We start from the raw sequence: 12,375 nt of genomic DNA on the forward strand, positions 1-12,375 counted from the left end.
AAAGGAATCCCCATCATGATAGAGCTACGAGATTTCAGTTTCCGCTATCGAGAGGGCACCGCCCCCACGGTCCTCGACGTGAACCTGACCATCCCCGACGGTGCGTTCGTGGGCATTACGGGCGCGGCGGGGTCGGGCAAGTCCACGCTCACGTACGCGCTGAACGGCATCATTCCGCATTGCTACCCCGGCGACTTCTACGGCGAAGTGCTCATCGACGGGCTGGATACGGTGGACACCGACCTGACCGAGCTATCGCGCCTGGTGGGAAGCGTGTGCCAGGATATCGACAGTCAGATGGTGTCGTCGGTGGTGGAAGACGAAATGCTGTACGGGCTTGAGAATTTCGGCGTTCCCCGCGACCAGATCGAGCTTCGCATGACCGAGGCGCTTGGGGCGATGGGCATCTCGTCTCTGCGCGATCGCGTGATCTCCACGCTTTCCGGCGGGCAGAAGCAGAAGGTGGCCATCGCTTCCATTCTGGCGCTCAGGCCGCGCGTGCTGGTTTTGGACGAGCCGACGGCCGAGTTGGATCCGGCCAGCTCCCTTGCCGTGTTCGACCTGTTGGCGCGCTATGCGTCCGAGCACGGCACCACCGTGGTGGTGGTCGAGCAGAAGATCGCGCTTCTGTCCGAATACGCCGACCTGCTGGTCATCATGGACGAAGGATCCGTGCGGTTCGCCGCGCCGCCTGCCGACGTGCTCGAGCACAGCGACGAGCTGCTGGCCATAGGCGTGAACTGCCCGCGTTCGACCTCGCTTATGAATCGGCTGCGCAAAGACGGCCTGTACGACGGGGCGCTCTGCCGCAACGTGGAGCAAGCGGCCGCAGCGCTAGCCGAGCTGCTGCCAAGGACGGATTCGGAACCGGTTGCTGAAAAGGAGGCGACGGCATGATCGAGTTTCGCAATGTGCATGCGTCGTACGATGAGACGCTGCCTATTCTCAAGGGCGTGAGTTTTTCTATCCGAGAAGGCGAGTTCGTGGCGTTTGCCGGAACGAACGGCGCGGGCAAGTCGACCACGATGCGCCTGATGAACGGGCTGCTGAAGCCCGATGCAGGAGAAGTGCTCATCGACGGCGCGCCCACGACGGACCTCAAGACCAGCCAGCTTGCGCGTACCGTGGGCTTCCTGTTCCAGAACCCCGACCGTCAGATATGTTCGGGAACGGTGCGCGACGAGCTGCTGTTCGGCTTCAAGGCGCTGGGGGAGGACGGCCCTGCCGCGCAAGAGCGCGTCGACGAGGCGATGGACGCGTTCGGCTTTCATGCCGACGACGATCCGTTCTTGCTGAATCGCGGCGCTCGCCAGCTGCTGGCGCTCGCGTCGGTGATCGTGCTCAAGCCGCGGGTGCTGGTTTTGGACGAGCCCACGACGGGCTTGGACTATCGCGAGTGCGTGAAGGTGATGGAAGCCGTGCGCGACCTGCACGAACGCGGCGCTACGGTGATCATGGTGTGCCACGACATGGAGGTGGTGGCCGATTACGCCGAGCGCGTGATCGTGATGAGCGATGGGCGCGTGGTCGACGACGGCCCCACGTTCGACGTGCTGCGCAACCGGGCCACGCTTGAGCGGGCGTCGCTCGTGCCGCCCCAGGTGACGGCGGTGTCCTTGGACTTGGCGGATCGTCGCAAGGACTTGGCTGCCGTTGCCGTGGCGCGCGCCAACACGTTGGATGAGATGGAGGCCGCGGTGGTGGCGCTGGCGGGCGCTGCCGGAAACCTCGCGATCGGCGCTGCGACGGCGGAAGGGAGCCGATGATGGGCGGTTTTTTGGAGTTCGTGCCGGGGGACAGCTTTCTGCATCGTATGAACCCCGTGGCGAAGCTGGCATGCGCGCTTTTGGTGTCGGTGGCGTGCTTCTGCACGGGGAACCTGGTGTTCTTGGTTGCAGTTCTTGTATTTGACCTGGTGTTAGCCGCTTCGTGCGGCATGCTTCGCCCGGCGCTCGGCTTGGCCAAGGCGGTGTTTTTCTTCTCGCTTATCCTGGCCGTTATCCAGGTGCTCACCACGTCGACGGGCGCGGTCGTGCTGCCGCTGCCGTGGGGCTACGTTGGAACCGACGAGCTGATGGCGGCGCTGACCACCATCGTGCGGCTTATCGCCGCAGCGGTTCCCTTGTTCCTGGTCCTGTACGTAACGAAGCTCACCGATCTGTCGAATGCGGTGGTGAAGGTCCTGCGCGTTCCGTATCGCTATGCGTTCACGTTCACCTCGACCATTCATTTCATTCCGGTGTTCATGAACGACATGAAGGGCATCATGGAGGCGCAGACGGCGCGCGGCGTGGAGTTCGACGCCGGGGGCATCGTCAAGAAAGTGCGCCTTATGGTTCCGCTGTGCGTGCCTTTGCTGGTGTCGTCGGTGCGCAAGACGAACAGCTCCGCCATTGCGGCCGAGGTGCGCGGCTTCAACCTGCGCACGGTGGCCAGCGGATACAAGGAGTACCCCTTTGCGGGAGGGGATGCAGCCGCGCTGGCGGTGTGCGCGGCTTTGGTGGCGAGCGCTTTGGCGCTGGGCATTGTTTGGTAGCCGGATCGCACGCGGCGCATCCGAGAGCGCGGCGCTTGGCAAGGCCGCCGTATTCGGCAAGGCTTCCGTTTCGTTGCGATCTTGCGGAGCGTACCGCAAGATCGTCGGCTTCTGGTACCATGGCATTCGAAATTGTTGCTTGGAAGGAATCATATATGTTTACCATCGGGTGTCATCTGTCGAGCGCCAAGGGTTACCTCAACATGGCCGAATCGGCCGTGTCCATCGATGCCAACACGTTCCAGTTCTTCACGCGCAATCCGCGCGGCGGTAAGGCGAAGGCCATCGATCCGAAGGACGTTGCGGCTTATGCCGCCTATGCGGGCGAACATGGTATCGTGCGCATACTGGCGCATGCTCCCTACACCTTGAACCCGGCATCCGACAAGCAGCAGACGCAGGACTTCGCGCGTATGGTATTGGCCGAGGACCTGGCTCGCATGGAGGAAACGCCCGGTCAGCTGTACAACATGCACCCTGGCAGTGCGGTAGGCCAACCCGTAGAGGTTGCTGTCAACAAGATAGCCGACGCGCTCAACCAGTCACTGCTGCCGCACCAGACCACTACGCTTCTGCTTGAAACGATGGCGGGCAAGGGCAGCGAAGTCGGCGGTACGTTCGAGGAGCTGGCCGCCATTATCGCGCAGATCGAGCTGCAAGACCATGTGGGCGTATGCCTGGACACCTGCCACGTGTGGGATGCGGGGTACGACATTGCCGACAACCTGGACGGGGTTCTGGAGGAGTTCGATCGGTTCGTCGGGCTCGATCGCCTGCGCGCCATCCATCTGAACGACAGCTTGAACCCGTGCGGTTCGCACAAGGACCGTCACGCGCGCATTGGCGAGGGACGGATCGGCTTCGAGGCGCTTTCGGCTGTCACGAACCATCCGCTGCTGCGCGACCTGCCGTTTTACCTGGAAACTCCCAACCCCGACCTTGCCGGCTACGCGGAGGAGATCGCGAAGCTGCGCGCGGGGCGCAAGGAGGATGCGGCTCGCTTGTAGCGCCGAACGCCGTTTGCGGCGTGCGAAGGGGAGGGCAAGGCGGCGCGATTCTGCTACTTGATGACTACAGCTTGGGCGCCTAGCTCGTAGTAGCGTGCGGTCAGCTGCTGCAAGCTGCACTTCGTTTTCCCGACGAGCGAGTCGCTGATCAGCGCCGTGCCCTCATGCAGATCGTAGCCGCTCACTACAACGCAGTGGCTGTTCGGGTAGAGCCGATAGACGCGGCCGTTCGCCTGTTCGACCCGATAGGCGTCGCCCGGGCTTTCAAGCCCTATCGTGCACCAGACGATGACGGGATTTCCGGCGGCAACTTCGTCGAGCACCCCTTCGATGGTCGATCCGGTAAGGTCGAATGCCTCCAAAGGGGATCCCTGGGCGGAGAGGTAAGCGTTTGCGGTCTGGACGATGGCCGGGGCCATGCAGCTGTGGCCGTCGGTTGCATGCGGATCGCCCATGAACGCGGTTACGAAGTCGCTGTCGCTACGGGGCAGCCATGCATCGGCGATCTCGGTTTTGTCGAGTTCGAACCCAAGCGACAGCAGCGCGTTCGTCAGCGCAACCGACTCGCAGCCGGTGGGAAGCTCGGGGTTCTGCTGGAGCGCGGGCACGTCGAACGATGCGGCCCTCGGTATCGGGGAGGGGCCTGCTTGCAAGGCGGCCACGTCCTGCGCGGCTCGCTCTTCGGAGTGGACGTTGGCGGCTGCGCGCGAAGAGGTCAGCAGGGAGAACGATACCGCGCCCGCGATCAGCAGCGCCGTCGCAAAAGCGCATAGGCGCGCGGCTGTCCGGCGGCTGCGCTGCCGATTGAATATCGGGCGTTCGCGCCGTGCGCGAGGGAGGGCCTGCCGGACGAGCGGTCGACGGCGGCATGCGGCGCGGCGGGCGCGCAATGCGCGTTTGCGAGGCTGTTCGGCGATCATGCGGCACCTTTCTCTTGAGTTGGCAAGCTGCTGGCTTATCGATCCATATTGAAACAGCCTGAAAGACGTTCGCGGAACCTCTTCACCTCGAACACGTTGCGCGATGCCGAATCGTTTCGCTCGTCGCGAAACCCCTTCAATCCTGTGCCGAGCGTTGCGGGCTGTCTTTCGCTTCGGCGTGCGTGATACCATTTCGAATCAGCCCCTTGACCCTCCCCTTGCAGGAGGCTGTTGAATGCGATGAGAAGGAGGTGACATACATGTTCTACATCGGAGAGTTCTCGAAGATGGGCAAAACCACTATCAAGACGCTGCATCATTACGATCGTATTGGACTGCTGCGTCCGGCTGCGGTGGATGGGGTGACAGGCTACCGTTTGTACGCCACGGGCCAGCTTGCCGATCTGCATCGGATCCAGGCGCTCAGGCAAGCGGGTCTGAGCATCGACGAGGTGGCCGCTATCGTGGGCGGCGCCGATCCTCGTCCCATACTCGCGCGGCGCCGCGATCGGATCGAGCGGGAACTCAACGCGCGCAAGGATCGTCTTGCGCGCATCGCATTCATGCTTTCAGACGAAGAAAAGGGGTTCACCATGGACTATCAGGCAACGATCAAAGACATTCCTAGCTGCATCGTGTTCTCGAAAACAATGACCGTTCCGGACTTTTCCGCGTACTTCGAGGTGATTCCGGCCCTCGGTCGTGCCGTGATGGCGGCGAACCCGAACCTCAAGTGCGCCTCGCCCGAGTACTGCTTCATCACGTACCTCGACGGTGAGTACAAGGAGCGCGACATCACCATCAAGTACAGCGAGGCCGTCGAGGAGTTCGACGTGGAAGGCAACGGCATCGTGTTCGAGGAGGCACCGGCCGTCACCGTTGCGTCCGTGATGCATCGCGGGCCCTACGCCGATCTGTCGCGCGCCTATGCGTTCGCGATGGAATGGGTCGAGCGCAATGGCTACCGCGTGACCGGTCTTGCCCGCGAGAGTTACATCGATGGCATCTGGAACTGCGAAAACGAGTCCGATTGGCTCACCGAGATTCAGGTGCCGGTAGAGAATAAGTAGGCATGCTTCGCGAGCTTGCGGGGTTGGACGCTTGAGGTTCTTGCTGGGATTCGGCTGACCGGGCTGCGACCCCCCCCCTCGGCTTTTTTGCGGCTTGCGCGGGATGCGTTCGCCCAGGTTATTCGCCGGAAGGCTCGTTGTTTTGTCGAACAGCGCGTCGTGCAGGGTGCGTCGCGCTTTCTCGACGCACCCTCTTGGAGCCTTGGAGGGCTTACCTCATCAGCATTCTCAGCAGCTTTATCTTGTCACCGAAGGGTGGGTTGCGGATGGGAAGCTCGAGCCACGTGCCCTTCTTGAGGGTGGACTTGTAGTGCGTGAAGCAGTCGAAGCCCACTTTGCCGTGATACGCGCCCATGCCGGAGTTGCCCACGCCGCCGAAGCCCATGTGGTTGTTCGCCAGGTGAACAACCACGTCGTTCACCGTGGCACCGCCGAATTGCAGACGGGTAAGCACGCGGTGCTGCACCTGCTTATCGTCGGAGAACACGTAGCAGGCCAGCGGTTTCTCGAACGTGCGCACGATGTCGAAGGCCTGGTCAAGCGAGCGGTACGTAAGAATGGGCAGCACGGGTCCGAAGATTTCCTCGTTCATGACGGGATCGTCGAGCGTCACCCCGCGCAGGCACGTGGGCTCTATGCGCAGCGTGGCGGCATCGCCGTTGCCGCCGAACGCCACGGATGCGTCCGGATTGCGGTTCTCGATCAGCCCCATGACGCGTTCGAAGTGGCGCTGCGATATCATGTGCGGCCATTCGTCGCATGCGAGGATGTCCTGGCCGTAGTATTGATGGAAGCATGCGTCCAGCTGGGCCACGAAGTCGTCCGCCACGTGTTCGTGCACCAGGAAGTAGTCGGGCGCCACGCAAGTTTGCCCGCTGTTGATCCCCTTGCCCCAAGCGATGCGCTGCGCCGCTCGCTTCACGTTGGCCGTTTCGTCCACGATGCAGGGGCTCTTGCCGCCCAGCTCCAGCACGACGGGCGTCAGGTGCTTGGCCGCCGCTTCCATAATAGTGTGCCCCACGTTCGGGCTGCCGGTGAAGAATATCTGGTCCCAGCGCACCTCCAGAAGCCAGTCGTTCATGGCTCCCGAACCGGGGAACCCGCACACGAACTCGGGCGGGAACACGTTGGCCAACAGGTCGATCAAAAGCTCGCTTGTGGCCTTTGACGTGCGGGAAGGCTTGAGCGCCACGCAGTTGCCGGCCGCGATGGCGTCCACCAGCGGCACAAGCGCCAGTTGCACGGGGTAGTTCCACGGCGACAGCACCAGCACCACGCCCAAGGGGCTCGGATACACTTTCGAAGTGGAGTGGAAGTGCACGATAGGGGTGCGCACGCGGCGCGGCCGCGCCCATGAGCTCAGGTGCTTCAGACAGGTGTTGATCTCGTCGTAGACGATGCCCAGCTCGGTTGCGTAGCCTTCGAACGGGGCTTTTCCCAGGTCGGCGTGAAGCGCGTCCAAAATGCGCTCCTCGTTTTCCTTGAGGTAGCTTTTCAGCTTGACGAGCGCTTGGCGGCGGTATTCCACCTGCAGCGTGGCTCCCGTTTGGAAGAAGTCGTGCATCCTGCGCGCTTGAGCTTCGACGTCGGCAACGTTTTGGAAGGCGGGTGTGCTGGTCATGGGGTCCTTCGCTTTCCTCTTAGTAGGCGGCTTCCAGGATGCGCATCGCAACATCCACGGTGATCTCGGTCTTGTTGTAAAGCGCGGCGCCGTCGTAGCGCGCCTGCTTCGCCACCGCTTCCAGCTGGTCGCGTTCCACGCCCATTTCAGACAGCTTGAGCGGTACGCCGTAGGAGTCGTGGTACAGGTCGTTAAGCGCGAACAGGTGCTCGCAGAAGGCCCCGTCGCGAGCGTCGCTCGACGCGTTCGCGCCTAAGGACGCCGCGCGGGCCGGCGCCAGGTACGGCAGCAGCTCCCCGTACAGGCCGGCGTGCGTGCCCGTGTCCAGGTTGTACGCAACGCAGTGGGGAAGCAGCATCATCATGGCCTGCCCATGAGGGATATGGCACAGTCCGCCCAGCGAATGCCCGATGGCATGCACGATGCCCACCATGGCGTTGCTGAACGCGGCGCCGGCCATGAGCGATCCGAGCGCAAGGTTGGTGCGCGCTTCCACGTTGCCGCCGTCGCGGCACGCTGTTGGCAGGTTCTGCGAGATCAGCTCGATCGCCTTCACGGCGAACGCGTCGGACACGGGGTTCTTTTGGATGGACGTGTACGCTTCGACGGCGTGCGTGAGCGCGTCCATGCCCGTGGTCGCGGTCAGCTTCGGTGGCAGCGACGCGGTCAGCGCGGGATCCAGCACGGCTACGTGCGGCACCAGCTTGTAGGACGTGAACGACAGCTTCGCGTGCTTGCGCGTGTCGGCCACCACGGCCACCAGCGTCACTTCGCTGCCGGTGCCGGCCGTGGTGGGAACGGCGATGAAAGGCGGCATGTCGTTTTGCAGGATCTCCGCGCCTTGCAAGGTGGCGAAGTCGACGCCCTCGCAGGCAAGCGAGGCTGCGGCGCCCTTCGTGGTGTCGATGACCGATCCGCCGCCGATGGCCACGAACCCGTCGCATCCGCGTTGCGCGTACAGCTGCGCCACCTGGTTCACCACGTCCATCGACGAGTCGGGCGGCACCTGGTCGAACACGTCGTAGGCTACGCCGGCGGCGTCCAGCACGTCGGTGAGCTTCGCGGAAACGCCCAGCTTCACCAGCCCGGCGTCGGTCATGACCAGCGGGTGCTTGACGCCGCGGTCGGAGAGTTCCCCGGGAAGCTTGTCCAACGCGTGCTGGCCGCAGACGATTTTGGTGGGGCAGCTGAATTCGAAACCTTGCATGGCTATCCTTTCCAAGGCTCCGCCGGGCGGGGGAGCGGTTTGACGGCGGGCTTTGAGATTCGGTAGGCTGCGCGCCAGCCGAAGAACATTTTCAGCAGCGCGGTGAACAGGTAGGTCAGGGCCACGCCCGTGCTGTTGGGGCCGCGAGTCGAGAACGCGCGCTGCGCAAGCGCGTCCTGCAGCGTCATGCCGCCGGAGAAGCAGGCGAACGCGTAGGCCGACGACCGAAACGCGATCACGTAATCCACGGTGACGGCCTGCTCGTTCGCGCTGGCCAGGCCGCTTCCCGGTTCCACGTCCCGCGCAAGGGCGCTCGGCGACACGCGCTTGAACGATCCGCTGTCGGTGCGCCGGCACGCGCATGCCAGCTCGGTTCCGTCGACGGTCAACATGAAGGTGCAGCCGGGCTCCAGGTAGTCTATTTCTGCTTGGATGCGCTTCGATACGCGGCGAAACAGCGAAATCAGCAAGGGGAGCAGGCGCAACAGGATGCGGATGTACAGCTCTTGCACGCGCTGGGCCAGGGTGCGATGCGGTTGGGAGGGTCGATCCATACGCGCTCCTTCGATAGGGGTTTGCCGGCGTTGCTCGTATCATACCGCGCCGTTGCCGAATGCGGAGGGAAGAGTGCTTTTCGGGGCGCGCCGCACCGTGCGATCGGGCGGTTGGCGCTTGCGCTGCGGGCGCGGCGCGGTCGGCTCCCGCTTCGTTGGCGCCTTTGCACCCGCCAGTGTACGGCTTGGTTTCGGTACGTACACCAATCGGTGTAATTCCATGACGCGAAGATGACGATTGAGTGCAAGCGACCCAGATCAGAAGCTTGGCGTGCTAAGGTGACCGCGTTACAAGCAGTACGTAAGACGAGCGATCGCGATACGAAATAAAGGAGCGTGAAGCATATGAGCGAAACCAATGGAACCACCCCGAGCGGCAGCCCCTTGCCGCCGAAGCCGGGCGACGAGCGCGCCCAGCACGTTGCTCCTGCGGGACAGCAACCTTACTACCAGCAGCCGGGTCATGGGTATGCCGCGGCGCAGCACACCGCCGTGCCGTCGACGCCTCAGGCCAAGTCCAGCGCCGGCCGGACGTTCGGCGTTGCATTTGCCGGAGCGGCCCTTGCCTGCGTCATCGGGTTGGGCGGGTTCGGCATCTGGCAAGCCTCGACCGCAGGCTCGTCTTCCGGTGACGGGAGCTCTTCTGCCCAAATCGGATCGTCGAGCGGCAGCGTCATCAACGCCGAAGGGGAAAGCGTGACCCTGGCCGAGGCCGTGGCCAGCAAATCCCTGCCTTCCGTAGCGGCCATCGACGTGTACACCAGCCAGTCCGGCATGGGGCTGTACGGCTACGGCGTGAGCGGGTCTTCCGAGTCCACGCTGACGCAGTCGTCGCTGGGCAGCGGCGTCGTGCTGACCAAGGACGGCTACATCGTGACGAACTACCACGTGGTCCAGGGCGCCGACGCGCTCAAGGTGACCGTAGGCGGCAACACGTACGATGCCCAAGTTGTTGGGAGCGATCCCAGCTCCGACCTGGCCGTTGTCAAGGCTAAGGATGCAACCGACCTGACGCCGATGGCAATTGGCGACTCCGACAACCTGACTATCGGCGAATGGGTTATGACCATCGGCAGCCCCTTCGGTTTGGAGCAGTCCGTTGCCACGGGCATCGTGTCGGCCACCAGCCGCTCTCAGATCATGAACAGCAGCGCCCAGCAGGGTGGGTCGGGCGAAGTGACCATCTACCCGAACATGATCCAAACCGATGCGGCCATCAACCCTGGCAACTCCGGCGGCGCGCTTGTTGACGCCGAGGGCAAGCTGATCGGCATCAACACCCTGATCACGTCGAACTCCGGCAACTACTCCGGCGTCGGGTTCGCCATCCCGGTGAACTACGCGGTCAACATCGCCCAGCAGATCATCGATGGCAAGACCCCGACCCATGCGCAGCTTGGTGTGTCCATGTCCACGGTGAACTCGCAGAACGCCAAGCGTTACGGCCTGTCGGTTGACAGCGGCGCGTACGTTGCCGCCGTGAATCCCGGCTCCGGCGCGGCGGAGGCTGGCTTGCAAGCGGGCGACATCATCACCAAGTTCGACGGCAAGGACGTTGCCTCGGCAAGCGATCTCATGCTGGCCGTTCGCGCCAAGAACCCCGGCGACAAGGTTTCGCTTGACGTGAACCGCAACGGCGAGACGAAGCAGATCGAGGTCACGCTGGGATCCGACGAGTCCTCGCAGGCTGCCACCACGCAGCAGAACAGCTCCACTTCGAAGGAGTCCATGCTTGAGCGCCTGTTCGGCGGCAGTAGCGGCGAGTCGCAGCAAAGCGCGGCCTAAGAGCTGACGGCGGTTTCTAGCGGCCCCTGCATGTGAAGCGGGGGCCGCTTTTCCGTCGAGGCTCGTGCGGTCGCTTCTGCGAAACCGAGTGCCGAAACGCGCGAGGGCAAGGCTTCTCGGCGGTGTTTTTTGGTTTGTCCTTTGCGTGAAATGCCTGAAAACGGCCGCGTTGACTACGCGGCCGTTTCTTTTTCAGGTACTATAGATAGGCTAAATTCAAAGCAATGAACGACCACCGAGAGGATAGAGTCTATGTCTGAAGAGTATCGGTACAAGCGCGTGCTGCTCAAACTGTCCGGCGAAGCGCTGGCGGGGGATGTTGGCTACGGTATCGATCCCAAGGTGGTCGACGACCTGGCCGACCAGATTGCCGACATCGTGCGCGACGGCGTGCAGCTTGCCGTGGTGGTGGGCGGCGGCAACATCTTCCGCGGCCTGGCCGGATCGGCCGAGGGCATGGACCGCGCGCAGGCCGACTACATCGGCATGCTGGCCACGGTCATGAACTCGCTGGCCCTGCAGGACGCGTTCGAGCGCCACGGCATTTTCTCGCGCGTGCAAAGCGCCATCAACATGCAGGAAGTTTCCGAGCCCTACATTCGCCGTCGCGCCATCCGCCACATGGAGAAGGGCCGCGTGGTCATTTTGGCCGCCGGCACGGGCAACCCGTACTTCACCACTGACACCACGGCCGCCCTGCGCGCGTGCGAACTGGACGTGGACGTGCTCATGAAGGCTACGAAGGTCGACGGCGTGTACGACAGCGATCCCAAGAAGAATCCGGATGCCAAGCGCTACGATCGCATCAGCTACATGGACGTGCTGTCGCAGGGCCTCAACGTCATGGATTCCACGGCGACTTCGCTGTGCATGGACAACAGCGTGCCCATGATCGTGTTCGACCTGACGGTAAGCGGAAACATTTCGCGGGCTTTGAAGGGCGAAAACGTCGGAACCACGGTAGAATAAGGTCAACGAACGAACGAACGAACGAACGCACGTAGCGCTCGCGCGACGAGCGTATTGCAAGAAGCAGGTTGAAAGGAATCGGAATGATCGACGATATCATGCTGCAAGCTGAGGAGCGCATGCAAGGCGTGCTCCATTCGCTGGGCAACAACTTCTCCGCTGTGCGCACGGGACGCGCGAACGCCATGGTGCTCGATCGCATCAGGGTGGACTACTACGGCGTGCCGACGCCGGTCAACCAGATGGCGGGCGTCAAGGCTCCCGACGCGCACATGCTGGTCATCGAGCCGTGGGACAAAGGCGTGCTGGGCGCCATCGAGCAGGCCATCCTGGCCAGCGATCTGGGCGTGACGCCCTCGAACGACGGCTCGGTCATTCGCCTGCCGTTCCCCACGCTTACCGAGGAACGTCGCCGCGATCTGGTGAAGCAGTGCAAGGGCTACGCCGAGGAGGCGCGCGTCGGCGTGCGCAAGGCCCGTCAGGACGCCAATGCCGCCATCGAGCGCTCGGTCAAAGAGGACAACCTTCCCGAAGACGACGAGCGTCGTGCCCAGGCTGAAGTCCAGAAGCTCACCGACAAGTACGTCGCCGAGGTGGACGAGGCTTTCAAGAAGAAAGAAGCCGAGGTGATGGAGATTTAACTCGGCGCAAGCTGGGATAAATCTCCGAAGCCGACGATCGCGCGATCGTCGGCTTTCTCGTCTTT

The 12,375-nt window shown here is 63.1% G+C and carries 12 protein-coding genes; 8 read left to right on the plus strand and 4 right to left on the minus strand.

The window, feature by feature from the left end; genetic code table 11:
- Window positions 1-15 precede the first annotated feature (15 nt).
- The 4 genes from LG373_RS00685 (at window position 16) to LG373_RS00700 (ending at window position 3,543) form a co-directional block, all read left to right on the plus strand.
- Complete coding sequence (locus LG373_RS00685) at window positions 16-897, plus strand: energy-coupling factor ABC transporter ATP-binding protein (protein ID WP_225748704.1); 882 nt, start codon at window positions 16-18, stop codon at window positions 895-897.
- Window positions 894-1,766, plus strand: coding sequence for an energy-coupling factor ABC transporter ATP-binding protein (locus LG373_RS00690; RefSeq protein ID WP_225748705.1), 873 nt, complete (start codon window positions 894-896; stop codon window positions 1,764-1,766). The genes LG373_RS00685 and LG373_RS00690 overlap by 4 nt, the downstream gene beginning before the upstream one ends.
- Window positions 1,763-2,536, plus strand: coding sequence for an energy-coupling factor transporter transmembrane protein EcfT (locus LG373_RS00695; protein ID WP_225748706.1), 774 nt, complete (start codon window positions 1,763-1,765; stop codon window positions 2,534-2,536). Before LG373_RS00690 ends, LG373_RS00695 begins: the two co-directional genes overlap by 4 nt.
- 155 nt (window positions 2,537-2,691) lie before the next feature.
- Window positions 2,692-3,543, plus strand: a complete 852-nt coding sequence (locus LG373_RS00700; RefSeq protein ID WP_225748707.1) for a deoxyribonuclease IV — start codon at window positions 2,692-2,694, stop codon at window positions 3,541-3,543.
- A 53-nt stretch (window positions 3,544-3,596) separates the two neighbouring features.
- On the opposite strand, the gene LG373_RS00705 is transcribed toward LG373_RS00700, so the two are convergent.
- Complete coding sequence (locus LG373_RS00705) at window positions 3,597-4,463, minus strand: C39 family peptidase (RefSeq protein WP_225748708.1); 867 nt, start codon at window positions 4,461-4,463, stop codon at window positions 3,597-3,599.
- A gap of 260 nt (window positions 4,464-4,723) precedes the next feature.
- On the opposite strand from LG373_RS00705, the gene LG373_RS00710 reads away from it, so the two are divergent.
- A complete protein-coding gene (locus LG373_RS00710; protein WP_216529090.1) occupies window positions 4,724-5,533 on the plus strand; it encodes a MerR family transcriptional regulator in 810 nt (269 codons plus the stop codon).
- A gap of 211 nt (window positions 5,534-5,744) precedes the next feature.
- Here LG373_RS00710 and LG373_RS00715 read toward each other — a convergent pair whose 3' ends face one another.
- The 3 genes from LG373_RS00715 to LG373_RS00725 are packed head-to-tail and all read right to left on the minus strand — an operon-like array spanning window position 5,745 to window position 8,915.
- Window positions 5,745-7,154, minus strand: a complete 1,410-nt coding sequence (locus LG373_RS00715; RefSeq protein WP_216529091.1) for an aldehyde dehydrogenase — start codon at window positions 7,152-7,154, stop codon at window positions 5,745-5,747.
- Between the two features lie 19 nt (window positions 7,155-7,173).
- A complete protein-coding gene (locus tag LG373_RS00720; RefSeq protein ID WP_216529092.1) occupies window positions 7,174-8,361 on the minus strand; it encodes an iron-containing alcohol dehydrogenase in 1,188 nt (395 codons plus the stop codon).
- 2 nt (window positions 8,362-8,363) lie between these two features.
- The gene (locus LG373_RS00725) at window positions 8,364-8,915 is read right to left on the minus strand and encodes a D-alanyl-D-alanine carboxypeptidase (protein WP_216529093.1); all 552 of its coding nucleotides are present in this window, start codon (window positions 8,913-8,915) and stop codon (window positions 8,364-8,366) included.
- 345 nt (window positions 8,916-9,260) lie between these two features.
- On the opposite strand from LG373_RS00725, the gene LG373_RS00730 reads away from it, so the two are divergent.
- The 3 genes from LG373_RS00730 (at window position 9,261) to frr (ending at window position 12,310) form a co-directional block, all read left to right on the plus strand.
- Window positions 9,261-10,700: a S1C family serine protease gene (locus tag LG373_RS00730; protein ID WP_216529094.1), complete on the plus strand. Its 1,440-nt coding sequence runs from the start codon at window positions 9,261-9,263 to the stop codon at window positions 10,698-10,700.
- Between the two features lie 252 nt (window positions 10,701-10,952).
- Window positions 10,953-11,669, plus strand: a complete 717-nt coding sequence (pyrH, locus tag LG373_RS00735; protein WP_114567097.1) for a UMP kinase — start codon at window positions 10,953-10,955, stop codon at window positions 11,667-11,669.
- 83 nt (window positions 11,670-11,752) lie between these two features.
- Window positions 11,753-12,310, plus strand: coding sequence for a ribosome recycling factor (gene frr, locus LG373_RS00740; RefSeq protein ID WP_114567096.1), 558 nt, complete (start codon window positions 11,753-11,755; stop codon window positions 12,308-12,310).
- The last annotated feature ends 65 nt before the right edge of the window (window positions 12,311-12,375 follow it).

The organism is Paraeggerthella sp. Marseille-Q4926 (assembly GCF_916618935.1).
Classification (GTDB): Bacteria; Actinomycetota; Coriobacteriia; order Coriobacteriales; family Eggerthellaceae; genus Paraeggerthella; species Paraeggerthella hominis.